Below are 26,113 nucleotides of genomic sequence, written 5' to 3'. Positions count from 1 at the left end.
ATTCGGTTTTAGGCGGAGAAAAGCATTGCACAAGTGATTTATACAGTTTCAGTAAACATTTTGTACCTCTTGTTGTTTGGCTAGTGTTAAAAGGGGAGGTTGGTATTGAAGATACACACAACCTTCAGGAGAAAAATTACTCACCAGTAAGGAGGCAAAAGTGGGATTTAAACTAAAGAAGGAATCCTATAGCGGCGGCATCAAAGCAATTTCCATAGGTAAAGACGATGCAGCTATCACTGTGGGAGGCGAGACATGTTTTCCCTTCTATACATTTGAAGGCGACATGCCGAACAAACCCATCATTGCAATGGAGATCTGGGATACTGAGCCGGAAGACTGGCCTGCACCGGTTATGGAGCATTTCAAAGATGTCATCTCCGACCCTGCTGCCTGGGCTAAAAAATGCGTCGAAGTATTTAACGCCGATGCCATCGTTATTCAGCTGAAAAGCATCGATCCCAACGATAAAGACGCCAGTCCTGAGTCCGCCGCGGAAACAGTTAAAAAAGTACTGGAAGCAATCAGTGTTCCCCTTATCGTCTGGGGTTGTGCCAATCCTGCCAAAGATGAAGCAGTTTTTAAAGTTATTGCCGAAAAATGCCAGGACTATAAACTGGTTATGGGCCCTGTTGAAGAGAAAAACTACAAAGGTATTGGTGCTGCGGCCATGGGCTATGGGCATGGAGTCATCGCCTCCTCGCCGATCGATGTCAACCTTGCCAAGCAGGTCAACATCCTCCTGGAAAATCTCGGCATGCCGATGGAAAGAGTTCTGGTTGATCCCACTACCGGTGGGCTTGGCTATGGTCTGGAGTATACCTATTCGGTAATGGAGAGATTAACCACGGCAGCAATGGTCCAGGGTGATGAAAAACTCCAGTTTCCCATGATCAACAACCTCGGTAATGAGATTTGGAAATGTAAAGAGGCGAAGCAGATCGCTGCCGACGCCCCGCTTTTAGGTGATCCGGAAAAACGCGGCATTATGATGGAAGCCGTCGGGGCCGTTACCTATCTGCTCAGTGGTTCCAATATTCTGATCATGCGTCATCCTGAAGCGATCAGAATGGCCAAGGAATTCATTAATGCCCTCGCTGATGGTGGTTCACTGAAAGACTCTGCCGGCATCACGAAGATTTTGGCAGAGGCGAACATTGACTTTGCCGCGCTTGCTCCGGCACCGGATCTGACCATCGCTGAAGAAGAAAAGAAAGCAGCGCCGGCCAAGGCAGCGGCACCTGCGGCTAAAGCAGCCCCGGCTGCTCCTGCAGCCAAACCTGCGGCAGCACCGGCCGCCGCCCCTGCAGTAGAACAGCCTAAAGCCGAGGCCAAAGCGGCTCCGGCGGTAGATCCTGCAGCGCAGGCGAAAGCCGAGGCGGAAGCAAAAGCCCAGGCAGCAGCAAAAGCTGAAGCGGATGCCAAGGCCAAAGCGGATGCCGAAGCCAAAGCCAAGGTAGATGCGGCAGCTAAGGCTGAAGCCGATGCTAAAGCCAAAGCCAAAGCCGAGGCCGATGCCTTGATGGCAGAAGCGCAAAAGAGAGAAGAAGATGAAAAGGCCCTGAAACGACTGAGAGCTCAGGCTAAAAAAGCGCATGATGAGGCTGCGGCCAGTCAACCAGCTGCGGAAGTGACTATGACCGCCGCAGCGGAGCAGAAAACTGCTCAGGATAAAATCCTTGATATGCTGGATAGATTCCACAAAAGAAAATAGGTTTGGATATCAATTAGCATAAAAAAGCGTTGTAAAGCTCTTGAGATAATTGATAATCTCAAAAACTCTTTGAGGAGGAACCTCGATATGGCAGAAGTAAAAGAAAAAATTGTTAAATTAGCTGACGCAAGTACGGCGTCTATTGATGCGTCAACTCAGGAAATGATCCGACGAGCTCAACAGCTCGGCGTTGAAACTGTCTTTGATCGTGCTGTAACCATGAAGCCCTGCGCTATCGGTATGCAGGGTATCTGCTGTAAAAACTGCGCGATGGGTCCTTGCCGACTGCCGTTGCCTAAAGATGGTATTCAGGGTGAAGACACCCGTAAAGGCCTTTGTGGTGCTACGGCAAACACCATTTGTGCCAGAAACTTTATTCGTATGATTGCCGGTGGAGCAGCCGCTCACTCTGATCATGGTCGTAATGTCGCTATCACTTTTCTGGCCGCTGCAAAAGGAGAAGTTGAAGATTACAAGATTAAAGATCCGATTAAACTCGTTCAGATTGCACCGTATTATGGTGTTGCCACAACAGTAGAAGTTGATGGAGTGGTAAAAGATCGTGATATCAAAGAAATTGCCATCGCTGTTGGCGAAATAGCTGTAGCGGAATGGGGAAAACCCACTGGTCATCTGCATATGATCAAAAGGGCACCGCAACCACTGCAGGATAAGTGGGCGGAACAAGGTGTTATTCCTCGTAACGTCGATCGTGAGATCGTTGAAATCATGCATCGGACCCATATGGGCGTTGATCAGGATTATAAAAATCTGATGAAGCAGGGAACCCGTGCCTCTCTGGCCGATGGATGGGGTGGATCCATGATCGGAACCGACTTGCAGGACGTTATGTTTGGTACTCCTTCTCCTCTGCAGGCTGAGGCTGATCTGGGAGTTATGAAAGAAGACCATGTAAACATCATCGTTCATGGCCATGAGCCTCTTTTGTCCGAGATGATCGTTGCTGCGGCACAATCGCAGGAATTGGTCGATTATGCCAAATTAAAGGGAGCGAAAGGAATACAATTGGCTGGTATTTGCTGTACCGCCAATGAAGTACTGCAACGCCATGGCGTTCCACCGGCTGGCACCTTTTTGCAGCAGGAATTGGCTATCATTACCGGTGCCTGTGATGCAATGGTCGTTGACGTCCAGTGTATTTTTCAGAATCTGGCCAATGTTGCCAAATGCTTTCATACAAAACTGATAACCACTCATCCAATCGCCAGAATGGAGCAGCCGAATGTGCTGCATATCGAGTTTGATGAGCATCATGCTATGGAAGATGCCATTCGCATCGTCAAGATTGCTATTGACAACTTCGAAAACCGTGGTTCCGAGGTGATGATCCCTCGCCATAAATCAAGCCAGATCGCCGGTTTTGGTGTGGAATCGATTAAATATCATCTTGGTGGGAGTTTCCGTGGGGATTATTTCACCTTGAATGACAATATCATTAATGGCCGTATTCGTGGCATCGCCGGGGTTGTTGGCTGCAATAATGCTCGAACCAAGCATAATGAAGAGCACATCACCATCATCAAAGAGTTGATCAAGAACGATGTCATCGTCTTGACTACTGGTTGTAGCGCAATCGCTGCAGGTATGCACGGTCTTTGTACGCCTGAGTCGGCTGCTGTACATTGTGGCCCTGGCCTCAAAGAGGTTTGTGAAACCGTTGGTATTCCTCCGGTGCTCCATCTTGGCTCCTGTGTTGATAACAGCCGTATCCTGCTGGCCGCAACTGAAGTTGTCAAAGCGGGCGGACTCGGCAAGGATATCTGTGACCTGCCGGCTGCCGGTAGTGCGCCTGAATGGATGAGTGAGAAGGCCATCTCTATCGGGCAATATTTTGTCGCTTCAGGTGTCTACACCGTTTTTGGTTACCATATGCCTGTGGAAGGCGCCCCGGTCTTCAAGGATTACCTCTATAAAGAGATGGAGAAAATGTATGGCGGTATGTGGGATTGTGAGCCCGATCCGATCAAGCACGCCCGCAAGATGATCGCCCATATTGACAAGAAACGTAAGGAACTTGGCATCGATAAGGCTCGTGACAGAGTTCTTATGGACATGGCTGACAGACAAGCCCTTGGAATGGAATAATATAATAGGGACAATTACGTTATATCTAATATAAGGAGTAAAGCATGTCGAAATTAGTAGCATTTGCAGCTATACAGGGCGGGTACAAGGTCGTGTCCCAGGTCGAAGGTGACCTTGAAAGAGCGCTTCAGACCTATGACGCCAGCACGAAAATTGGATTTCCCAACACCGCATACTATCTTCCGGTTATCTATTCTCTCACCGGAATGAAGTGCGAGACCCTGGAAGATCTGAAAAAACCCATGGCATTTGCCCGTGGACTTTTGCCGCCCCATATCAAAGGAAGCAATAACCTGCCGTATCTCGGGCCGCTTCTCGATGCAGGTATGGCCGGTATCTTTGCCTATGAAATAAAAGAGGCTTTACGCATCCTCAGAGAGCCTGATTTTTACTTAGATGCGGAAGATCCGGATATCGATGCCGGAAAAATCTGGGTTGGTCCTGCCAGTGACATTATACTTAGAAAGCGTGGTGTCGAATTCGTTGACGGCTCGGCTCCCGGTTTTGCGGCAATTGTTGGTGCCGCTCCCAATGCCGAGATTGCCAAAATGATCGTCGAAGATTATCAGAGGAAAAACCTTTATATCTTCTGTGCAGCTAACCACAACGGTAAGACAGTGATCGAGCAGTGCCTCGAGGCCGGTATGCAGATCGGTTGGAATACCCGAATCGTGCCTTTTGGTCCGGACATCTCTTCGGCGGTCTTCGCCCTCGGCTTTGCCAATAGAGCGGCAATGGCCTTTGGTGGTGTTCAGCCGGGTGACTATCGTAAAATGTTGATGTACAACAAGAACCGTATCTTTGCCTTTGTCAACGCGCTGGGCGATGTCGGAACTGAGTGGGCAGTTGCTGCTGCCGGTTGTGTTAACTGGGGCTTTCCAACGCTTGCCGATACTGATATTCCTGAGATTCTGCCAACAGGTATCTGTACATATGAGCATGTTGTTGCCAATGTACCGCATGATGAGATCTGTCAGAAGTCCGTTGAGGTTCGTGGTTTGAAGATCAATGTCACTGAAATCGATATCCCCATGGCTTTTGGACCAGCCTTTGAGGGTGAGCGTGTTCGTGGCGGTGATCTTTTTGGTCAGATGGGTGGTGGTAAGACTCAATGTACCGAATTGGTCAACATGGCTGATATGGGTGAGATTGAAGATGGCAAGGTTACCATCGTGGGACCTGATATCGGGGACATGAAGGAAGGCGATGTGCTGCCGCTTGGTATGTTTGTGCAGATTGCCGGGCGTGAATTCCAGACGGATTTCGAGCCGATCATGGAGCGTCAGATGCACCATCTGATCAACTATATCCAGGGAATCATGCATATAGGTCAACGCGATATCGCTTGGATACGTGTCAGTAAATCTGCAGTTGAAAAAGGGTTCTCCCTGAAACATATTGGTGTTGTGCTGCATGCCAAATTCCATCAGGACTTCCAGAAGATTGTCGACAAGGTGCAGGTAACGCTCTACACCAAAAAGGAAGATGTTGACAAGCTGACAACCAGAGCCAGGGCTGAATATAAAGTCCGCGATGAACGTGTTGACAAGATGACCGATGAGGACGTTGAGACTTTTTATTCCTGTAGTCTCTGTCAGTCATTTGCACCGAGCCACGTCTGTACGGTAAGTCCTGAGAGAACCGGACTGTGCGGCGCCTATAACTGGATGGATTGTAAAGCCTCCTATGAAATCAATCCGACCGGTCCCAACCAGCCGGTTCTGAAAGGGAAAGTACTTGATCCGGTTCTAGGCCGTTTCCAAGGTGTTGATGAGTTCATTAAAGGTGCATCTAAGGGCGCAGTCGACACTTACAACTTCTATTCTATGGTTCATGCTCCTATGACCACTTGTGGTTGTTGCGAGTGTATTGCTGCCATGCTTCCCGGCTGTAACGGTATCATGACTGTTGGTCGTGATTATACCGGTGAGACTCCATCCGGTATGAAATTTACCACGCTTGCCGGTGTTATGGGCGGTGGTGCTTCTTCCCCTGGATTTGTTGGTCATTCTAAATTCAATATCACCCAGAAAAAGTTCATCCTCGGTGATGGTGGATTACTCCGAATGGTATGGATGCCTAAAGTTGTCAAAGATGAGATCCGTGATAGATTGAACGCCAGAGGCGCGGAAATGGGCGTTGAGAATTTTGCTGATATGATTGCCGATGAGACCATCGGTGTCACTGAAGACGAGATTTTGCCATGGCTCAAGGAAAAGGGACATCCTGCCCTGAGCATGCCTTCAATCATGGAATAATTTTTTGAGCGAGGGACCCGGTTTTATTCTTTGGATAAAACCGGGTACATCCAGTTGTGAAATATACTTAAGGAGACAACACAAATGGCGTTAACAGGAATACAAATCTTCAAACTCCTGCCTAAAACAAACTGCAAGGAGTGTGGGGTACCAACATGCCTCGCATTTGCTATGAACCTCGCGTCTAGCAAAGCTGAACTAGATCAATGCCCCTACGTATCCGATGAGGCCAGGGCGCAGCTTGCCGAAGCTTCTGCTCCGCCAATCCGTCCGGTAGCTGTTGGTAAAGGTGTCCGTGCGGCAAAGACCGGTGGGGAGACAGTTCTTTATCGACATGAGAAGACATTTTTTAATCCAACCATGTTTGCCGGAATTATCACCTCGGATAGTGCCGAAGCTGAGGTCCAGGCAAAACTGAAGTCCTGGAATGCGCTGCAGTACGAGCGTGTAGGTCTGAATTTGAGACCAGAACTTGTCGCACTCAAGGATGTCAACGGTGACGGAGTCGCTTTTGCTTCTCTGGCAAAACTTATCGCCGAGACTTCAGAGTTTAACCTCATTCTTATGAGTGAAAGTGCCGAGATAATCAGCGGAGCAGTTGCTACTACCGGTTTCAAGCGGCCGTTAATCTATGCCGCGACCGAGGCCAACGTCGATGCCTTCGGTAAAATCGCCCTCGACAATGGGCTTCCACTGGCGGTTAAAGCCGGTTCTGTTGAGGGCCTTATTGCCCTTACCGACAAGCTGGTTGGTATGGGACTCAAAGATCTGGTCATTGACCCAGGTTCGCGAGAAGTCAAGCAGGCTCTGGAAGACCAGGTTGCCATTCGTCGGGCTGCCTTAAAAGACGGCAACCGTTCGCTTGGTTTCCCAACCATTTGCTTTCCATGTGAAATGGCCTCCAATATTGCCATGGAAGGCCTCATTGCCAGTATGTTTGTCGCTAAATATGGCGGTATCGTGGTTATGTCCGATTTGACCACCGAAGTTATCTTCCCGTTGTTGCTCGAACGTCTGAATATTTATACTGATCCACAGCGGCCGATGACGGTTACTGAAGGTATTTTTGAAATTGGTACACCGGATGAGAATTCACCGGTACTTGTAACCACCAACTTTGCCCTGACATATTTTATTGTCTCCGGTGAGATCGAGGCAAGCAAAGTACCATCCTGGCTGCTTGTCAAGGATTCCGAGGGCCTTTCGGTACTGACTGCATGGGCTGCCGGTAAATTTGGCGGGGATGACGTGGGTCTGTTCGTCAAGAAGTGCGGCATTATGGATAAAGTGAAGCACAAAGAATTGATTATTCCGGGGTATGCGGCAGCCATTGCCGGTGATGTTGAAGAAGAACTGCCGGGCTGGAACATTGTCGTCGGTCCAAGAGAGGCTGCGCATATTGCCGGCTTTCTGAAAAATAGATAATTACATGTCATAGAGACATTGCCGGTTGTTTCTTTACGGAAACACCGGCAAAATTTTTATAGAGTATTGCTGTATTGCGGTATTTTCGAAGTTTTTTACCACCTATTTTTGATAAAGGAGAGAAAATATGATTCTTTTTGGTGAAAGCCTTAATGTCATTTCCAAGGTAATTGGAAAGGCATACAGGGAGCGTGACCCAAAACCAATTCAAGCAGAATGCCTGGAGCAGAAGAAACTGGGCATGGACTATATTGACATCAACCTCGGGCCGGCAAAAAAAGACGGTCACGAACTGATGCCATGGGTGTGCCAGGTCGTCCAGGAAGTGGTGCCCGACATGCCTCTTCTCCTTGACACATCGAACATTGCCGCTATCGAAGAAGGCCTTAAGGTTCTCAAACCGGCAAGCAAGCCACACATTGTTAACTCCATTATGGCCCGCCCCGAGCGCTATACGGTCATGCTGCCGATGGCCGCCAAATATGATGCCGATATCGTTGCCTTGATGTGGGGACCGGATGGTCTGCCGCGTGATGAAAACGAGCGAGCCGCCCTCTGCGTCGAACTCGTTTATGCGGCAAACGAAGCCGGCATTCCCAATGAGAAAATCTGGGTTGACGGTATCGTCACACCGGTGAACATTCAGCAGGCCCAGAGTGTCGCCCTGTTGAACTTCCAGATGATGCTTGAAGATATCGCACCTGGTGCAATGTCTACCTGCGGACTGTCCAACATTTCCAATGGACCTCCTGTCCATCTGCGTCCGATCCTGAATAACACCTTCATGATCATGCTGGAACGCTATGGCATGAAATCGGTTATCGCCGATCCACTCGATAGTGAACTTATCGCCGTGGCCAAAGGACAGCGTCCTGAGATTGTCAAGATTGTTCATCAGGCAATGGACGGCAACGCTCCTGATCTTTCTACCTTGTCAAAAGAGATGGCCGACTATGTAAAAACCGTCAAAGTCATCACCGGTGAAAATCTTTTTTCAGATTCCTATCTGGATATCTGAGAAGATGGTGTTCGATAAAAAAAGCTCCATCCTTTACGGGATGGAGCTTTTTTTTTGTGTAATGAGTGGTTATTAATCTAAACGTACTGGTGAGACTGTAGTAATTGATACTTTTTAAAAGAGAGACCGAATGAAAGAAGAAAATGCAGAAGCTGGCAACTGGGTATATGTTTTTGTTTGCGATCCAGGTAAGGACGAGAGTCTTCTCGGATTGTACAACGCTGAGAAAGAGGTCAACTTTATCCCGGCCTTTCGTACGAAAGAAGAGGCAAATGACTGTTTTCTGACTATGCCGCGGCAAAAAGGCAAAAAGTATGAGCTTCAGGCAATTCATATCGAAGAACTGCATGAAACGGCGAGCAAAAATGATTTTACGGTAGCTTTGTTCGATAGTGATGGTCAGGTTATTAAAGAGTAAGCTGCATGTTTCGGCACAGAAATCGTGCCCTTGATAATTTCAGCACCCGATAGACAGCGTAACAATTGAGTGAAAGGAGATTTCCCAACGTGAGTCTGAAAATAGCAATTGGTGGCAAAGGTGGGGTCGGAAAAACCACTATAACCGCACTCCTGGCAAGATGTTTAGCCGCCGATGAAAACAATAAAGTTATTGCCATAGATGCCGATCCGGTGGCAAATTTGGCTGCCGGTCTCGGTATTCCTGAAGATGAACCGATTACACCGATTTCTCAACTGACTGAGCTCATTGCTGAACGAACAGGGGCTACGCCTGGGACGATGGGAGGATTTTTTACCCTCAATCCCAAGGTTGACGATATCCCGGAGAGGTTCTCGTTAACAAGAGATGGGGTGAAACTGCTGGTGATGGGAACGGTTCAGAGTGGCGGATCAGGCTGTATTTGCCCCGAAGCGACTATTCTGAAAGCATTGATGAACCATCTGGTTTTGGTCCGTGATGATATTGTCATTATGGATATGGAGGCCGGGGTGGAACATCTTGGTCGTGCAACCTCGGCGTCGGTCGATGCACTGATTATCGTTGTCAATCCCGGTGCACGAAGCCAGGCTGCAGCAGCAAAGATCCGAAAACTTGGCACCGACATAGGGATAAAGAAAATCTTTGTCCTGGGCAATCGAGTTCAGGGTATCGAAGACCAGGAATTGATCCGTAAAAATCTTGCAGATTTCGAAATACTGGGATTTCTGCCGGAGCATAAAGAGGTTGTCACCGCTGACAGGGATGGCCGAAGACCATTTGATATCATTAGCGATGCGCCAAAAGAGCTGCATGAAATAATTGAGAAACTGACGGCATTGAAGAAAAATTAATTCCTTTCCTCTGCGTTGGGACCATGAGCTGTCAAGCCACGATGACGGTGTGGTGAGACAAAGCCTGGCGCCTCTTCTGTGACAAGCTGGGCCTGGAAAATTGGACGTAACGCCTCGGGCGGAATGGCATAAGATCTTATGCAATTCCGCCCGATTTATTTTTTACAATTGTATCTCTCCTCCTTTTGTCTTCCTGAACCTTTTGCCCGCACAGACACCGTGGAAATTTAAACGACATTATGTGCCACATGGCCTAAATTGATCTTGACAATATCACGACGTGGTATAATCTTCTATCACGAAGTGGTATGACTAGAATACCAGCTAGAAATTCTCATGTGACAATGAATCTTCGATTATGTCTGAAAAATCATTGTCCATATTTGTTGTAGGGCAGGACCTTCTCTCTTCTTAAAACGGTCTGCGAGGATTTGCAGACAAGCGAAATGGAATATTCCAGTAATTCATTTTTCCCGGAGGCATCATGGCAAAACCACTAGAACTCATCAACGTAAACGACCTGACGATATGCGAATCAACCGCACAAATGATAACCAAGGCAAGAAATGATGGTGTTGAACTCTTTTTTGACCGAGCCCAGGCGATGAAAGCCTGTCCCATTGGAGAAAAATCTGCCTGCTGTAAACACTGTTCCATGGGGCCCTGTCGGATGAATGTCAACAGTCCTTATGATCGGGTAGGTGTCTGCGGGGCAACGATTGATACCATTGTCGCAAGGAATTTTGGGCGGATGGTTGCTGCAGGAACAGCGGCCCATACCGATCACGGAATGGCAATGCTCGAGCTCTTCCGTGACGTTATTGATGGTAAGATCAAGGATTATTCCATTAAAGACCCAATTAAACTGCTGGAAATTGCCACCTCTCTCGATATTCCAACCGAGGGCAGAGAGCTAAAAGATGTGGCACTGGATCTGTATCATGAACTGGAAAAAACTTATACGCAGGTGGATGGGGAAATCCCGATGGTGAAGAGGGTACCACCGAAAACACTTGAACAATGGCGAGCTGCCGGAGTTGTCCCGCGTGGTGCAATGCGTGAAATTATGGAAATGATGCATCGTAGTGCCATGGGTGTCGACCAGGATTATGAAAACATCACCAAGCAGATAAGCAGGACAGCCCTCGCTGATGGCTGGGGTGGATCCATGGTCTCGACGGATATCTCGGATATCTTATTTGGCACGCCATCTCCGGTCGAAGTTGAAGTTGACATGGGAGTGCTCAAGGAAGATCAGGTAAATATTATTGTTCATGGTCACGAGCCGAATCTTCTCGAATCCATGGTTGTTTCCGTAGCCGATCCTACTCTTCTCGAGGCGGCAAAGAATGCCGGAGCAAAAGGAATAAATCTTGTCGGGATGTGCTGTTCCGGTCTTGAGGCGCTGTCGCGGCATGGGCTGCCTCATGCGGGTAATTTTTCCAGTACCGAGGCGGTGTTGGTAACTGGTGCTATTGATGCCATGACGGTCGATATCCAATGTATCAAACAAGATCTGAAGAAGGTCGCCGATTTCTATGACACACCTTTTATCACCACCAATTATCGAGCAAAAATCGAAGGCGCCCTGCATATTCAGCTGGAAGAGCACGAGCCGCGGGAATGTACTGATGAGATTGTCATTAAGGCAATCACCAGGTTTAAAAACCGTAAAAAGCCGGTTCAGATTCCACGCAATAAAGCAACTGGAGTGCATGGTTTTTCCTTCGAATACATTAATTATATGCTGGGTGGATCATTTCGCGGCAGTTATACCCCGCTCAATGAAAATATCATCAACGGCAGGATTCGTGGCGTAGCTGGAGTTGTCGGCTGTACCAACCCGCGGTCAAAGCAGGATTACTCCCACGTCGAGCTGGTCAAAGAGTTGATTAGAAATGATGTATTGGTGCTGCAGACCGGCTGCTCGCAAATGGCCCTCGCCAAGGCCGGACTCACCGGACCTGGAGCTGCGGCACTGGCTGGACCTGGCCTTGCCGAGGTTTGCGAGACTGTCGGCATGCCGCCGATTCTTGGTTTGGGTTCCTGTGTAGACAACAGCAGGATTCTTATTGCCGCCACTGAAATGGTGAAGGTTGGCGGTCTGGGCGACTGTATTGCCGACCTGCCGGCCGCTGGTTGCGCCCCTGAATGGATGAGCGAAAAAGCCCTTGCCATCGGCCAGTATTTTGTTGCTTCAGGGGTCTATGTGGTGTTTGGTCATACTTTCCCGATGACCAAAGGGACCAAATTTGAGAAGCATCTGTTTGAGGATCTGGAAAATCTTGGTTTCGGCAAATGGGCACATGCCGATGACCCGAAAGAAATGGCCAGGCTGATGATTGCCCATATTGACAAGAAACGTGTTCAGCTTGGTATTGATAAGGCGAGGGAAAGAGTGTTGACTGATATGGCTGACAGACGATCTCTTGACGTAACGGCGTAACACGCCTTATTATATAGGAGACGGTAGAAGGAATTATTTCTGCCGTCTCCTGTTTTTTTGGTACAGGCCTGATCTGCTGCACATGAGATTAGCGGGAGTTCGAACTATGGCAATATTTAATGGAAGATACCGCTGGGACGGGACAAAGCGAAACAATCAGGATCCCATCGCCTGGTCTCCAGGTGCGTATGATGTGAAAATTTTCAGATGTGCGTCTTCTTCCTTGAAGGTAGAGTATCTGAAACCCATCGTTTGTGTGTACGCCTCGACAGGAGAGGGCCAGTCGATTTCCGCGAACCCGGAGAAATTTGCCAAACAGCTCTGTAACGATTTTTCGCTTGATATGGAACGGGTGCTTTGGGTTGAGGACAATCTCCAGGATGGGGACAGATATGAGGTTGTCATGTTTACCCGATCAGGAAAGATCGGCAACACCGTTTTTTATCGAAGCCAAAAGCGTATGGCTTTCAAGAGTGAAGTAGAAATGATTGAGCAGGAATTATCAGCGGTTGAGGCATCTGTCGAATAATAGCTTACGTCGTGAGTGTTTCGCTCTGCCGATGAAGAGGGAAAGATGAGTGCTGAAATTGACCGGATAAAAGAGCGACTGAAGTATCTCGAAGAGGAAATAGCCGAGACCTTACGGCGACTACCGGCACATTCGGCAAAGCCGCCGGTGATGATGGATCTGTTGCAACTGGAAGATGAGCGCGATCTGCTCGTGAAAAAACTGGGTGAACTGAAATGAGTGGAGAGCGGGCAAAGGTATTCGACCAAACCTACAGGCGATACCTCAAAGAGATTCAAAAAATTGATTTCCTGGCAAAAGCCGAGGCACTCGGCGTAACAATCGACAACAATTCTCTGCAAATTCCGCTTTACGATAAAATGTATCGTTTTGGGGCCGATGGGATTGTCGGCGATGAGCAGGAGGTTCTTACCCCGGCCGTGCAGGTGATGATCTGCAAGTATATTCTGACCTGTCCACCGCAACTCCCGGCAATGAACACTGTCCTGATGACCTACAGAGAATTTAAAGATGCCGGACCGCTTATCTCTTATTTCACAACGAACACCAATAAAACCATCGAGTCGACATTTAGCGGCAACCTCGAAGGCTTGAAAAGGAGGGGGCAGGATATCGGCGGCAAGCTTCTGGACTCCGATATATATGACTTGTCGATGCAATTTTTTGCTTTTCCGCGTGTGCCGGTCATTGTCAATTTCAACGATCGTGACGACTTGTTTTCCGCGACCTGTTCGGTTCTCTATCATTCCTCGGCGGCCTATTTTCTCGATATGGAATGTCTGGCCATGACCGGAACCCTCCTTACCGGAAAACTGATTGCCTCTGCACGTTTTTGCTGAGCCGAGAAGGCTTTTATGGTGCGACAGCAAAAAAAGCCAGGAGATGACATCTACTTCTGGCACTTTGCATATATTGATTTATAATCTTTCGTGTCAGTAGGAGTCGGAGAACTACTTAACCAGTAAAAAAGGAGATATGCATGACAGATCAACATTGTCCAGGATTTGAAAGCAATAAAACTTTGAAAGAAATCAAGGTCAAATGCCCTGAATGCGGCAAAGAATGGGAAGTGTTTTCGGATGAAATTACTAAAGTTGCAAAATGTTCGGCTTGCGGTGCTGCAGTAGATCCAAAAACCTGTACAGTAAAGTAATTTTTGCTGTTTACATGCTGTTGTGTCAACTCTGTTGAAATAATTTTATTTCAACAGAGTTTTTTTTTTGAAAAAGTTATCTCTGGTTGCGAATCACCCGGCTCTCGGTGACGACAAAGTCAAGGAGCTCGTCATGCTCCTGCAGCGGCGCTTTTTCTATGATCTGCAGATCAAAGGCCAGGCCGATTCGAGTCGCGGTCGGCACTTTATCCAGGAAGCGGTCGTAGTAACCGCCGCCATAGCCGAATCGACCTCCACGCAAATCAAAAACAGAACCGGGTAAAAGAATTGTTTCGATCTCTTCAGGGGCAATCTCTCTGCTTATACAGAGTTCCTCTTTTGGTTCGGGAATGTCGCAGTATCCCGGTTCGAGATCTGTCAATCGATTGGTGATATGAATGGCGTCCAGTCGTTTCTCCCGAACTCTGGTGATAGGGACGATAACGGTTTTGCCCATATCGATCAGGGTGTCAATAAGAGAAAGGGTGGCAACTTCACTTCTGAAACTGACATAAACAAAAATTGATTGACGGTTGCGAATCTGTTCCAGGGCCAAAAGTCTCTGCTGGATAGCAAGCGATTTCGTGTCGATTTCTTCAGCTGTCAATCGGTTGCGTTCCGTCAGTATTTTTTTTCTCAGTTGTGCACTATCAAGCATTGTTTGGTCTCCGATAAAGTTTCTCTCTGGTTATAATCGTTGAATGATGTAGAGGTAGGTCGGCAGTCTGCTCATTATTTTTATTCGATTGAACTCGAATAGACGGCTGCGAGAGGGTTGGTTAAAGGTCAAAGGGGAAAAATAAATCGATCCCTTTGGTTTAACACGAGGCAGTTTTTCCCTGATTAACTCGAGAATTTTTTTATAATGGTTTTCCGGGAGCTTGTCGTCCATGATGAAATTCGCCGTTATTTCAATGGATGAATAGCGGTCGTTGATATCCTGACTGCGGCTAAAAGATTCTTGTACCTGCTTTTCGGTAATTGGCTTGCCGATTCTGTCTAGGGTTTCCTGGTCGGCGGATTCAAGGCCGATGTTGATGTAGGTCATACCCGGAAATGTATTCAATTGCTGGAAAAAATATTCCGGTGCGTTGAGAAACGACGTGACGGAGCCAAAAAGAAATGTGCTGTTGTTTGCAATATATGATTTGGCAAAACCAAATTCATTGTAGGCCGTTTCGATGCTCAACAAAATACGATCGGCATTGGTCTGCAGGGCGTCGTGCTCGCCAAGAAACAGGCTGTTGTAATTAACAAGATCTTGACCGTAGTGCTGTTTGAGCCGGTCGATCTGCCGATCAATCTCCGGACCCGTTTTTTCGGTAAACACGGTGCCGTTCTTCACCTTGCAGAATGCACACTTATACAGGCAGCCTCGAGAAATTGTCAGCGGAATGAAATTATAATCGACATGTCTGGCATCAGGCGGGAGGACGGAAATTCGTCCGCCGACGGTTTCGTGCAGTCGTTGTGCTTTTTGCGCTAATATTTCCGGACTGTTACCGAGGACGTCGAACAAAAAACTGTTGAAGTCGTTCGGCAGACCAACGGTGTGGTCGAGCAGTTCCTGGAGTATCTGATACCATGATTCGGAGATGTGCCGTATTTCATGCTGTGCAAAGGGATGGCCTCCGAGGATACTGTTGCTTGGATACTGGAAATTTGGCAGGTAATATTCCCCTGTCGCCTCAAAAACCCCGGTATAGCCACCAGTGGAATAGTAGATCCAGTCGTCTCCCTGGGTTCGTTTCAGCCATTCGTGGGGATGGGCCCAGTCTCTTCCTTTGCCTTTTGCGCGAAATATTTCACCGTTGAGATTAAATTGAAAAATAAAATCTGCTGTCTCAATTTCGTTGTAAAGGCCGCAATGTACAGGAAAACTCATTTTGGTGTAGACACTGCTCCCAGTTTTCCCGAGAGTTATCTTGAGCTTATCAGATGTATAGATGTTACTCATTTCGTTTTCCGATGCTTTCCTCTTTATGCTGTTTTGTATAATGTATCAAGTCTTTATGACAAACGAAAGCTGTAAAAAAATATTCCGGTTGTGTTACTTACCGGATTGTTCAACTCTTGTCAAATTACGGTTTTTCAGCGAAAAAACAATGAAATATTTTTATGGTCGGATAAAGTCTAAACTTGTTGGAAACATTTTCCCTTTTGCGTTATAGTAGAACGTTTTGTGATGACTAGTGATAGTGGCGCATTAACTGGTGTAAAACTGGGAAGTGTAGAAATATCAAGAGGAAAACCAATATACTGATAGGTATCAGATAAGAAGTGATCGTTTGAAGAAGGGAAACGAAGTTTCTCCGCACTCCAGTTGCGACACTGCCCGTCTGGAGTGAATAATCATCATTTAAGGGGTATGTGTATGGATAAGCAGATGACGGAAACGTTGGAGGCGATATATGATAAGTGTCTCGCCAATGAAGACAATATTATTACAATATTGCAAGAAATACAAAGTAAAATAGGCTACATACAAGAAGAAGCTGTTAACTGGTTTGCCGAACGCACAAACATTCCGCCTTCCAAATATTACGGAGTCGTTACCTTTTATTCCCAGTTTCATCAAAACCCGCGCGGCAAAAATATTGTCACAGTCTGCTGTGGCACGGTTTGTCACGTCAAGGGAGCACCTCGTGTCATCGCCAAAGTTCGCGAAGATCTTAAACTAAAAGATGATCAGGATACAACCAAGGATATGCAATTCACCCTTGAGCGTGTCAACTGTGTGGGCGCCTGCAGTATCGCCCCGGTTGTTCTGATTAATGAAAAGGTGCTTGGAAAGGTAACTCCAAGTAAAATAGTTAAGAGTCTCAAAGATTATAAGGGATAAACCATGAGCAGCGAAATAATTGTCAATGTGTGCATGGGTACTGGTGGCATCGCTGCTGGTGCTGATATGGTGATGGAGGAGTTCACCAAGCAGTTCGAGGCTGCCGGCATCGAAAACGCTACTGTCAAAGAGAAATGCAAAGTCCATAAGGTAGGTTGTCGCGGTTTTTGTGCTCGTGACGTCCTTGTCGATATAAATATGGATGGTACAGTCTCCACCTATCAGTATATTCAACCCGATATGGTCAGCAAACTGATCCAGGACCATGTGGTTGGAGGAAGGCCAGTCAAGGAATGGCTGGTCGGAGATGATTACCATACCTTCCATGATAATCAAACGAAGGTAGTCCTGGGTGATTTGGGTAAGATCGACCCGGAATCTATTGATGATTATTTGGGCGTGGATGGTTATAAGGCTGCCGAAAAGGCCCTGACTACTATGACTCCTGCGGAAGTCATCGCCATGGTAAAGGAATCAGGCTTGCGCGGACGAGGAGGCGGCGGATTCCCAACAGGGGTGAAATGGGGTTTTTGTGCAGCCAATGATTCGGATCAGTACTATATCATCTGTAATGCCGATGAAGGCGACCCTGGTGCCTTCATGGATCGTTCGGTCGTTGAGGGAAATCCCCATGCCGTCATCGAAGGGATGATCATTGGCGCTTACGCAATTGGTGCCAGTATCGGCTATGTCTATATTCGCGCGGAATATCCGCTTGCCGTAGACAGGCTGCATATGGCTCTAAAGGCCGCCAAGGAAAAAGGCTATTTAGGCGAAAATCTTTTTGGAACGGATTTTAGTTTAAAAATTAAGGTCAAACTTGGCGCTGGTGCCTTCGTTTGCGGCGAGGAAACTGCCCTTATCGCTTCCATTGAGGGCGAACGAGGAATGCCGCGAGCTAAGCCACCGTTCCCAGCCAATAAAGGTCTTTGGGGTAAACCAACTATTATTAATAATGTCGAGACCTTTGCAAATTTACCCCATATTCTCAATAAGGGAGCTGCCTGGTTCGCTTCAATAGGTTCGGAGAAAAGCAAAGGAACCAAGGTTATTGCTCTGACAGGAAAGATCAGGAACACCGGTCTCATTGAAGTTCCCATGGGAATACCCCTCAAAGATATCATATTTAACATAGGTGGTGGAATAGAGGGCGACAGACTTTTTAAGGCAGTGCAGACAGGTGGTCCATCTGGGGGCTGTATTCCACAACAACATATCGATCTGCCGGTTGACTATGAGGGTTTGGCAGCGGTTGGTTCGATGATGGGTTCCGGTGGTATGGTTGTTCTCGATGAAACCGACTGTATGGTTAATATTTCCAAGTTTTTCCTGGAATTCACCCAGTCAGAATCCTGCGGTAAATGTGTTCCCTGTCGGATCGGCACCAAGCGCCTGCTTGAGATCCTCACCCGGATTACCGAAGGAGAGGGCAAAGAAGGCGATATTGAGCTTTTGCAGGAGTTGGCCGAGGACGTAAGAGATTCCAGCCTCTGCGGTCTTGGTATGTCGGCACCGAATCCAGTAATTAGTACTATTAAATACTTTCGTCATGAGTATGAAGCCCATATCAAGAACAAAAAATGTCCAGCCAAAGTCTGTAATAAGTTGCTGACATTTTTTATTCGTGAGGATATGTGCGTTGGTTGCGGAATGTGCTTACGGGCTTGTCCGGTCAATGCCATCACCGGTGAGAAAAAACTGCCGCATAAGGTTGACAATAAGCTGTGTATCCAATGTGGATCTTGTTTTGATGCCTGTAAATTCAGCGCCGTATTAAAGGAGTAGTAACTATGATAAATCTAACTATAGATGGTAAGTCGATTGAGGTTGCTGTAGGCACTACTGTCTTAGAGGCAGCTAAACAGTTGGGGATTAGAATTCCGACTCTCTGTCATGATGACAGGCTGAAGCCATTTGGTGCCTGCCGGCTTTGTATTGTAGAAATTAAAGGAATGCCTAAACCTGTAACTTCCTGTACCACACCAGCCACTGCCGGTATGTCAGTGCAGACTCAAAGTGCGAGACTCTACAGGTTGCGGAAAACCACAGTAGAACTCCTGCTTTCCGATCACCCAAATGACTGTATGACCTGTATTGGGACCGGAGAATGTGTATTGCAGGAACTTGCTTATCAGTATGGCATTCGTGAAAATCGTTTTGCCGGTGAAATGCGTGAGCATAAACGTGTCGACCATAATCCCTTTGTTACCAGGGATCAGAACAAATGCGTTATGTGTGGGCTCTGTGTTCGAGTATGTGAAGAGGTACAAGGCATTGGTGCAATCGGTTTTTCTGAAAGGGGCTTTGAGGCAAAAGTTATCCCGCCGTTCGGTCATGATCTGGACTGTGTATTCTGCGGTCAGTGTATTTCCGTTTGCCCAACTGGCGCTCTCTCCGGTGCCATCTGGTCAGGCAAGCCCCGTATGGAAGGTGTTAAATTCACCGATACCACCTGTACCTACTGTGGATGCGGTTGTAATATTACCCTGCGCTCCCATGGCGATCAGGTCATTCGGGTTGATTCTGATGCCAAAAACCATAACCGTGGCTGGCTCTGTGTTAAAGGAAGATTTGGCTTTGAGTTTATCAACAGCACGGACCGGTTGACCCATCCCCTCATCAGAAGGGAGAAAGGAGGCCAATTTGAGAAAGCCAGCTGGGACGAGGCACTTGATTACGTCGCCAAAAAACTGACGGATATCAAGGAAAAAAATGGTCCGGACGCTCTGGCCGGGCTTTGTTCGGCCAGGTGCACCAACGAAGAAAATTATCTTTTTCAAAAGATGTTTCGGGCAGGATTGGGCACCAACAATATTGATCACTGCGCCCGTTACTGACACAGCGCAACAGTGGCCGGTCTGGCCACAAAATTCGGTTCCGGGGCAATGACCAACTCAGTCGCCGAGATAGCCGATAATGAAGCAATTTTTGTCATAGGATCAAACACTACGGAAAATCATCCGATCATTGCCTTGCGCATGAAAGAAGCGGTGGCCAAGGGGGCTCAGCTGATTGTTGCCGATCCAAGAAAGATCCCTCTGGTAAAATTTGCCACTGTCTGGCTGCGTCATCGTCCGGGCACGGATTCCACCCTGCTCAATTCGATCATGCATGTCATTCTTGACGAAGGCCTGGAGGATAAAGATTTCATAGCTGCACGAACGGAAGGCTATGATGCCTTCGTCAAATCCCTCGAACCCTTTACTGCGGAATACGGCGAAGAGATTACCGGTGTGCCGGCGGAAGATATCAAAAAAGCGGCGCGTATCTATGCAAAAGCGGGCAATGCCGGGATATACTATGCCATGGGTATTACGCAGCATATCATGGGAACCTATAACGTCTGTGCCGTAGGCAACCTGGCCATGCTGACCGGTAATGTCGGTAAGCGGGCGGCCGGGGTCAATCCGCTCCGGGGCCAGAACAATGTACAGGGCGCCTGTGATATGGGCGGGCTGCCGAATGTATATCCCGGCTATCAGAAGGTTGATGTGCCGGCCATAAAGGAAAAATTTGAGAAGGCCTGGGGGACGACCTTATCCGATAAGGTAGGGTTGGCGGCAACGGAGATGACCGGTGCCATGCTCGATGGAACGCTCAAAGGGATGTATATTTTTGGCGAGAATCCAGCTCTCTCTGATCCAAACATGACCCATTCGGTCAAGGCTTTTTCAGCCCTTGATTTCCTGGTGGTCCAGGATATCTTCATGACCGAGACCGCGAGGCTGGCCGATGTTGTCCTGCCTGGTGCCTCCTTTGCGGAGAAAGATGGTACTTTTACCTCTTCCGAGAGGCGGGTGCAGCGGATAAGAAAGGCTATTGCCTCACCAGGTGTCGCACAGTCGGATCTGGACATTATCGACCAGATTTTTAAACGCGTGGCCGTAGCCGGGGATTTAACCAATAAGCCCAAAGCCGCGGCGATTTTCGACGAAGCTGCTGCTCTCTGGCCAGCCATGGCCGGCATAAACTATGAACGACTGGAACAGCAAAGTCTGCAGTGGCCGTGCCCTAGTGCGGATCATCCTGGAACTGAATTTCTGTTTCAGGATACCTTTCCAAGGGAAGGCGGCAAGGCGCTTTTTACCCCCGTACCGTTTGTCGCGTCAAAAGAGTTGCCGGATAAAGAATATCCCTATGTCTTGACAACCGGTCGGGAACTGTTCCACTATCATACCGGAACAATGACCAGGCGATCATCAGGTCTGAATATGATCGCCCCGGAAGCATTTGTCGAAGTCAACCCTGCCGATGCCGATGTTCTTGGAGTAGCGCAGGGGGAATTTTTAACCGTAACTTCCCGTCGGGGATCGATTAAATTAAGGGCACGGGTCAGTAAAATTGTCCCGCCCACCGTGGTCTTTATCCCCTTCCATTACAGTGAGGCCGCGGCAAACCTGCTCACCAGCGATGCCATGGATCCGATCTGTAAGATTATGGAAGCAAAGGTGTGTGCCGTACGAATTGAGAAGTAGTCATTGCCGTATGAATGGCTCTTGTCGATAAAATACGACAAAATATTCTTGATCACGGGAAGTTGAGCAGCGGTTTGCTCGACTTCCCGTTTTTGTCACTACGATCAAGGAGTAGTTTGAGGAGTAGTTTATGCAGGCTTTTTCCGCGGTTACCGGTGGGGGAGTTACAATTCAGACCTCGAGTGTCCAGACAAAATGAGTATATCAATAACTATTCAATTTGCAGAAACAGTGATAACCGACTGCGAAAGTGTTATTCTCGTTCCCGAGATTGCCGCGCAGGAAGCTGGGTATATCAAAACATTTACGGTAAAAGACAGCGGTCACGCCAAGCACGAATACCATGCTTTGGCGCAAATGGCCTATTTTCAGTTTCAGGATGATGAACTGGAAATCATGGAGATCGATTCCCCCTTGACGATACATTCGGGGGAAGAGGTATGTGAAATGGCAGGCGGTATGGTCCTGTATCGTGATGCGGCCGGTTCTTTTCATGTACTGGCGCATGCTTTTCAAAAGAGAAAAAAACTGCTCGAAGCGGCCTACCGGTACTGTACTCGTTGGGTGCGTCTGGATATTTGATACAGTTGAAGTGAGGAAAAGAGAGTGAAAGAAGATACGACAAAATCTCGACAACACATTATGGTCTTCCAGCAGAATGGAAGCGGCGAAAAAAAAATCAGTGGCCTAAGAAAATACGGCAAGGATCTTTTTGACCTGGAAGTCATCAATATCGATGAAATGCTGCCACTGGTGCTCGATGACAGCAGTGCCTATCTGCCCGATGATATTTCCTGTGATCTGGTGCTCGATTTTCTTCGCCACAGTGACCTGTCGGCCGATTTAGCTGAACGGTGCATGAAAAAAGACATTCCTCTGATTGCATCGGGAAAGAAAATAGTCGGCAAAAAAGCTATTATGCCGCCGACCTGCTGCGGTCTTCCCCGACAGGATGGTCTCGGCAGCTATGGCGAGTGTTTCGGTGCTCCGGAATTCGAGGTTGAGATAGAAGACGGGAAAATATCGGCTGTCAAAGTGCTGCGCGGAGCACCTTGCGGCGCTTCATGGGAAGCGGCACAACGGCTGATCGGTCACCCCGCAGATGATGCGGCCCGTAAAATCGGCCTTGAAACGCAGTTCTACTGTTATGCGGATCCTGCTGGCTGGGATCCCATTTATGGTAAAAGTCCGGTGCATTTTGCCGGCAAGATCCATGAAAAACAACTCCTGAAGGCCATTACAAAGGTACTCGAGCTTCTGTAGCGCCCTCCTGGTGTAAAGCAGGCCATCGCTTTGCGGCGATGGCCTTGGTCTTACCAGTTCTTTTTTAATATTTCAAAATACCCCGGTGGCTTGACGCACGCTGGGCATTTGTCCGGCGGACTGTAGCCTTCATGTAGATACCCACAGCTGAGACATTTCCAGGTAACCAATTGTTCTCGTTTGAATATCTTACCGGAAGCTATGTTTTCGGCCAGATCGCGAAACATCAGTTCGTGGTTTTTTTCAGCGACATTGATAGCATAAAAAGTGTCTGCTGCGCGTTGAAAGCCCTCTTTTTCGGCTTCTTCAGCAAAAACCTGGTACATGTGGTCATGCACGTAGAGCTCAAGTTCTGCCGAACTGAGCAGATTGGCACGGGTATCTTTTATGACACCGGCTGGAAATTTTCCGGTTATCTCAAGTTCCCCTCCATTGAAAAATTTAAAAAAACGCAGGCCATGTTCGTATTCCTGTTGGGCGGTTTCGTCAAAAAGGTTAGCAATCTGAATATACCCGTCCTCACGCGCCTGGGTGGCAAAGAAATTGTAGCGCGTCCGTGCCTGGGCCTCGGCGGAATAGGAAAGAAGAAGATTTTTCGCTGTCTTGCTCTCACGAAAGCCAGCCATTGGCAGAACCTCCTCTATTCCTCTATGGTAATTGCGTTTGCCCCACACTCAGCAGCAGCCTGGCGAACTATAGCTTCCAGGTGTTTTGGGATGACGTCATACTTGACGATAGATAGAAGTTGGTCTTCATCATATTCGAAAACTTCGGGACACAATTTGTTGCAGTTTCGGTCGCCCATGCACACTTTTGATATAATTGCCTTCATTGCTTCCTCCTTTAGTGTCGTGGGAGCGGACCCCGTTGTTTCGGGGCAGCTCCAGAAAATCCACATTTTTTCCTTGTGGATACGTATCCCCGCACGGGGGTATTAAAAAGAATCCCGACGTGGTTCTCTGTATCGGGGGGCACACCTATAATGTCAATTGCCTGACCGTATGGCAACAAGATAATCGTCTCCGGCAAATCTTGCCACCGACAAATGAATCAAGTTCCTATGAAGCCTTGAAAACAGTGTACGGAACCTGAAGATATATAGAGGGACTTTACCCGTCTTTTCAAATTCTTGGTGGATGATTATATAGTAATACTAATGTAATAATACAAAAGCGAGTTTTTGTTCTCAAGAATACGTACAGGGAGGTCGCAAAATGGGAGTTGGTAAAAACGCTATGGAGATTTTCAGCGTACTTGATAAAAGCAATTGCAGAGAATGTGGTGAAAAGACCTGCCTGGCGTTCGCCGGTGCAGTGTATCTGGGGAAACGGCGCATTGAGGAGTGCCCCCACCTGGGAAGGGAGGATATTGCCAAGGTATTAAAAGAAACTGGTCAGGCTGATCGGCGGGAAGATAGTCAGGATGAGTATATAGCAGAGATGCTCCAGGAGGTCGTGAATCTGGATTTTCGACATGTTGCCGAACGAATCGGCGCACGGGTAAATGGAGACGTTTTGATTGTGCCGATCCTTGGAAAAAATTTCGGCATACATCGGAACGGCACGTTCGTCACCGATATCCATATCAACCCCTGGGTGGTATCGCCTTTACTCGATTATGTCTTGAAGTGCAAAGGAGTGCCGGTTACAGGTGAGTGGATCTCTTTTCGAGAGATCGGCGGCGGCAAGGAAAAGTATGCATTATTTAAGAAAAGGGGAGAAGACGTCCTGAAACAACTTGGCGACAAATACCCTGATTTCTTTAATGACATTGTCCACATGTTCAGCGGCAAATCAGTGGAAGAACGGTTTGAATCCGATGTCTCCGTTGTCCTCCATCCTTTTCCCCTGGTGCCGATCATGATCTGTTACTGGAAACCTGAAGAGGGCCTGGCGTCAAGCCTGAATGTTTTTTTTGATAAGAGTGTCGACGATAATCTCGGAATTGATGCGGCATTTTTTCTCGGAACCGGGATGGCGAAGATGTTTGAAAAGCTTGCGGAACACCATGGTTTTTAAGATTTGCTGTCAGGAGGACACAGCAAGTCTTAAAAGATGCCGCAAGCTTGAAATATTTTTCAGCTACCGGCCAGGGGGAGAAGAACAGTAAAGGTTGTGCCTTTGCCGACCTCGCTTGCAACAGTAATCTTGCCGTGGTGAGATTCAATTATACTTTTGACGATGGCGAGTCCAAGCCCGGTTCCCTGTATCTGTCTGGTGTTCGAGTCTTTTACCCGATAAAAACGGGTGAAAATCTTTTCCAGATCCTCACTGGTCATACCAAAGCCTGTATCAGCCACTTGAAATTTCAAATATTCGTGTTCTTTTGTTGCCGAAATGGTGATGGTGCCTCCGGCAGGCGAATATTTAATGCCATTGGTAATGAGGTTGGCCAGGACTTCTTCGATATTCTGCCGATTAGCAAGGATAGAGGGCAGGTCATCCGGACAATTGAGGTGAATGGTTATCTGTTTTTCCTCTGCATAGGCAGTATGGAAGGCTTTTTGCTCGGCCAGCAGTTGCGCCATGTTGACCTGTTCTTTTTCGTGTGAAATAAGGCCCGATTCGATTCTGGAAAGATCAAGCAGCTCGGTTACCAGATTGTTCAGATTAAGGATTTTCTCTGACGCTCGATGCAGAATCTCCTGTTGCTTTTCGGTGACCGGACCGGCAAGGCCGTCACTGATGTTTTTTAATTGCATGAGGAGTGAATTCATCGGACTCCTCACCTCGTGGGAAACCATAGAGACGAAATCCGATTTCATCTGGTCCATTTTTTTCAGTGCGGTAATATCGTGCAACACGGTAATAGTGCCAATATTTTCGTTGGTCCGTCCACGAAATGGAGCGCAGCGGGCGCCGAAAAATTTTTCCGCACTATTGTCATTCAGCTGGATCTCTTTGGTTATTTCGACGAAGGTATCGGGAGACATGTTGAGTGCCTGATCGATAGATTCCAGCAACGTTTCATCGTGAATAACCTCGTTGACATGGTGGCCGACGACTTCTTCCCCCTGATGTCCGATCATATGCAGGAAGGCGGGATTGACCTGGACGATAAGCTTTCGAGCATCGGTGGTCATGACGCCGTCGGTAAGGCGGTTGACCATGACACCCAGGCGGGATTTCGAATCGGCTATATCCTGCAGTGCACTGGTGTAGCGCAGCGATTTTTCGACTACCGCTCTCAGCTGGTCCGGCGTGAACGGCTTGGGAATAAAGTCAAAAGCCCCTTTTTTCATGGCTTCGATTGAGTGTTCCAGGGTTGCATAACCGGTAATAACAATGACCACCGTATCCGGATGATGGTTGCGCACCTCGGAGAGGACATCGAAACCGGAAATGGTCGGCATCATCAGATCAACAAGAACGATATCGTAATGCTTTTCTTTGATCATCTGCAGTCCCTGCTCACCATCCGGGGCTGCGGCCACGTCAAATCCTTTATCGGAAAGGACAAGCATGCAGGCATCACGAATTCGTGGTTCATCATCAATGACGAGAATTCTTGGGGTATGAAGACTGGGTTCACATGAAGGGGTGGTCATTTAGGTTCCTCTGTTTTTCCTTTGACGGGAGGTAAACTGCGTTTCGA

General features: G+C 47.8%; 23 protein-coding genes. 18 read left to right on the top strand and 5 right to left on the bottom strand.

The window, feature by feature from the left end; genetic code table 11:
• Window positions 1-160 precede the first annotated feature (160 nt).
• The 12 genes from ACYQ8U_RS08235 to ACYQ8U_RS08180 all read left to right on the top strand — a co-directional run bounded on the left by ACYQ8U_RS08235 (window position 161) and on the right by ACYQ8U_RS08180 (window position 13,939).
• Window positions 161-1,714 (top strand): acetyl-CoA decarbonylase/synthase complex subunit delta, encoded by a 1,554-nt coding sequence (locus ACYQ8U_RS08235; protein WP_459945056.1) that lies wholly within the window; start codon window positions 161-163, stop codon window positions 1,712-1,714.
• Window positions 1,715-1,801: 87 nt separating this feature from the next.
• Window positions 1,802-3,820: an anaerobic carbon-monoxide dehydrogenase catalytic subunit gene (cooS, locus tag ACYQ8U_RS08230; RefSeq protein WP_459945055.1), complete on the top strand. Its 2,019-nt coding sequence runs from the start codon at window positions 1,802-1,804 to the stop codon at window positions 3,818-3,820.
• Window positions 3,821-3,864: 44 nt separating this feature from the next.
• Window positions 3,865-6,078 carry an acetyl-CoA decarbonylase/synthase complex subunit alpha/beta gene (gene acsB / locus ACYQ8U_RS08225; RefSeq protein WP_459945054.1) on the top strand — a complete coding sequence of 738 codons (2,214 nt, stop codon included), beginning with the start codon at window positions 3,865-3,867 and terminating at the stop codon, window positions 6,076-6,078.
• Window positions 6,079-6,162: 84 nt separating this feature from the next.
• The gene (acsC, locus tag ACYQ8U_RS08220; RefSeq protein ID WP_459945053.1) at window positions 6,163-7,503 is read left to right on the top strand and encodes an acetyl-CoA decarbonylase/synthase complex subunit gamma; all 1,341 of its coding nucleotides are present in this window, start codon (window positions 6,163-6,165) and stop codon (window positions 7,501-7,503) included.
• A gap of 127 nt (window positions 7,504-7,630) precedes the next feature.
• Window positions 7,631-8,521 (top strand): dihydropteroate synthase, encoded by an 891-nt coding sequence (locus tag ACYQ8U_RS08215; protein WP_459945052.1) that lies wholly within the window; start codon window positions 7,631-7,633, stop codon window positions 8,519-8,521.
• Between the two features lie 130 nt (window positions 8,522-8,651).
• A complete protein-coding gene (locus ACYQ8U_RS08210) occupies window positions 8,652-8,939 on the top strand; it encodes a DUF3110 domain-containing protein (protein WP_459945051.1) in 288 nt (95 codons plus the stop codon).
• A gap of 89 nt (window positions 8,940-9,028) precedes the next feature.
• Complete coding sequence (locus ACYQ8U_RS08205) at window positions 9,029-9,811, top strand: ATP-binding protein (RefSeq protein WP_459945050.1); 783 nt, start codon at window positions 9,029-9,031, stop codon at window positions 9,809-9,811.
• A 484-nt stretch (window positions 9,812-10,295) separates the two neighbouring features.
• Window positions 10,296-12,257, top strand: coding sequence for an anaerobic carbon-monoxide dehydrogenase catalytic subunit (cooS, locus tag ACYQ8U_RS08200; protein ID WP_459945049.1), 1,962 nt, complete (start codon window positions 10,296-10,298; stop codon window positions 12,255-12,257).
• Between the two features lie 106 nt (window positions 12,258-12,363).
• Window positions 12,364-12,786: a hypothetical protein gene (locus ACYQ8U_RS08195; RefSeq protein WP_459945048.1), complete on the top strand. Its 423-nt coding sequence runs from the start codon at window positions 12,364-12,366 to the stop codon at window positions 12,784-12,786.
• A gap of 45 nt (window positions 12,787-12,831) precedes the next feature.
• The gene (locus tag ACYQ8U_RS08190) at window positions 12,832-13,005 is read left to right on the top strand and encodes a histidine kinase (protein WP_459945047.1); all 174 of its coding nucleotides are present in this window, start codon (window positions 12,832-12,834) and stop codon (window positions 13,003-13,005) included.
• Complete coding sequence (locus ACYQ8U_RS08185) at window positions 13,002-13,625, top strand: DUF3786 domain-containing protein (RefSeq protein ID WP_459945046.1); 624 nt, start codon at window positions 13,002-13,004, stop codon at window positions 13,623-13,625. The genes ACYQ8U_RS08190 and ACYQ8U_RS08185 overlap by 4 nt, the downstream gene beginning before the upstream one ends.
• A gap of 140 nt (window positions 13,626-13,765) precedes the next feature.
• Window positions 13,766-13,939, top strand: coding sequence for a hypothetical protein (locus ACYQ8U_RS08180; RefSeq protein WP_459945045.1), 174 nt, complete (start codon window positions 13,766-13,768; stop codon window positions 13,937-13,939).
• A gap of 76 nt (window positions 13,940-14,015) precedes the next feature.
• Here the strand turns inward: ACYQ8U_RS08180 and ACYQ8U_RS08175 are convergent, their stop codons facing one another.
• Window positions 14,016-14,597, bottom strand: a complete 582-nt coding sequence (locus ACYQ8U_RS08175; RefSeq protein ID WP_459945044.1) for a 5-formyltetrahydrofolate cyclo-ligase — start codon at window positions 14,595-14,597, stop codon at window positions 14,016-14,018.
• Between the two features lie 30 nt (window positions 14,598-14,627).
• On the bottom strand, window positions 14,628-15,896 hold the full coding sequence (locus ACYQ8U_RS08170) for a radical SAM protein (protein ID WP_459945043.1): 1,269 nt from the start codon (window positions 15,894-15,896) through the stop codon (window positions 14,628-14,630).
• A 417-nt stretch (window positions 15,897-16,313) separates the two neighbouring features.
• On the opposite strand from ACYQ8U_RS08170, the gene ACYQ8U_RS08165 reads away from it, so the two are divergent.
• From ACYQ8U_RS08165 to dfsP, 5 genes are all read left to right on the top strand, one after another.
• On the top strand, window positions 16,314-16,781 hold the full coding sequence (locus ACYQ8U_RS08165) for an NADH-quinone oxidoreductase subunit NuoE family protein (RefSeq protein WP_459945042.1): 468 nt from the start codon (window positions 16,314-16,316) through the stop codon (window positions 16,779-16,781).
• A 3-nt stretch (window positions 16,782-16,784) separates the two neighbouring features.
• Window positions 16,785-18,566: an NADH-quinone oxidoreductase subunit NuoF gene (nuoF, locus tag ACYQ8U_RS08160; RefSeq protein ID WP_459945041.1), complete on the top strand. Its 1,782-nt coding sequence runs from the start codon at window positions 16,785-16,787 to the stop codon at window positions 18,564-18,566.
• A gap of 5 nt (window positions 18,567-18,571) precedes the next feature.
• A complete protein-coding gene (fdhF, locus tag ACYQ8U_RS08155; protein WP_459945040.1) occupies window positions 18,572-21,256 on the top strand; it encodes a formate dehydrogenase subunit alpha in 2,685 nt (894 codons plus the stop codon).
• A 195-nt stretch (window positions 21,257-21,451) separates the two neighbouring features.
• Window positions 21,452-21,838 (top strand): hypothetical protein, encoded by a 387-nt coding sequence (locus ACYQ8U_RS08150; RefSeq protein WP_459945039.1) that lies wholly within the window; start codon window positions 21,452-21,454, stop codon window positions 21,836-21,838.
• 60 nt (window positions 21,839-21,898) lie between these two features.
• A complete protein-coding gene (dfsP, locus tag ACYQ8U_RS08145) occupies window positions 21,899-22,519 on the top strand; it encodes a DUF166 family (seleno)protein DfsP (RefSeq protein WP_459945195.1) in 621 nt (206 codons plus the stop codon).
• Between the two features lie 50 nt (window positions 22,520-22,569).
• On the opposite strand, the gene rbr is transcribed toward dfsP, so the two are convergent.
• Both rbr and ACYQ8U_RS08135 read right to left on the bottom strand, forming a co-directional pair.
• A complete protein-coding gene (gene rbr / locus ACYQ8U_RS08140; protein WP_459945038.1) occupies window positions 22,570-23,145 on the bottom strand; it encodes a rubrerythrin in 576 nt (191 codons plus the stop codon).
• A gap of 14 nt (window positions 23,146-23,159) precedes the next feature.
• Window positions 23,160-23,351 carry a ferredoxin gene (locus tag ACYQ8U_RS08135; protein WP_459945037.1) on the bottom strand — a complete coding sequence of 64 codons (192 nt, stop codon included), beginning with the start codon at window positions 23,349-23,351 and terminating at the stop codon, window positions 23,160-23,162.
• 382 nt (window positions 23,352-23,733) lie between these two features.
• Here ACYQ8U_RS08135 and ACYQ8U_RS08130 point away from each other — a divergent pair, with 382 nt between their 5' ends.
• Window positions 23,734-24,537, top strand: coding sequence for a DUF3786 domain-containing protein (locus ACYQ8U_RS08130; RefSeq protein WP_459945036.1), 804 nt, complete (start codon window positions 23,734-23,736; stop codon window positions 24,535-24,537).
• A 59-nt stretch (window positions 24,538-24,596) separates the two neighbouring features.
• Here ACYQ8U_RS08130 and ACYQ8U_RS08125 read toward each other — a convergent pair whose 3' ends face one another.
• Window positions 24,597-26,066, bottom strand: a complete 1,470-nt coding sequence (locus tag ACYQ8U_RS08125; protein WP_459945035.1) for a response regulator — start codon at window positions 26,064-26,066, stop codon at window positions 24,597-24,599.
• Window positions 26,067-26,113 lie beyond the last annotated feature (47 nt).

The organism is Desulfocastanea catecholica (assembly GCF_054657295.1).
This window is presented reverse-complemented; position numbering and strand designations above follow the sequence as displayed.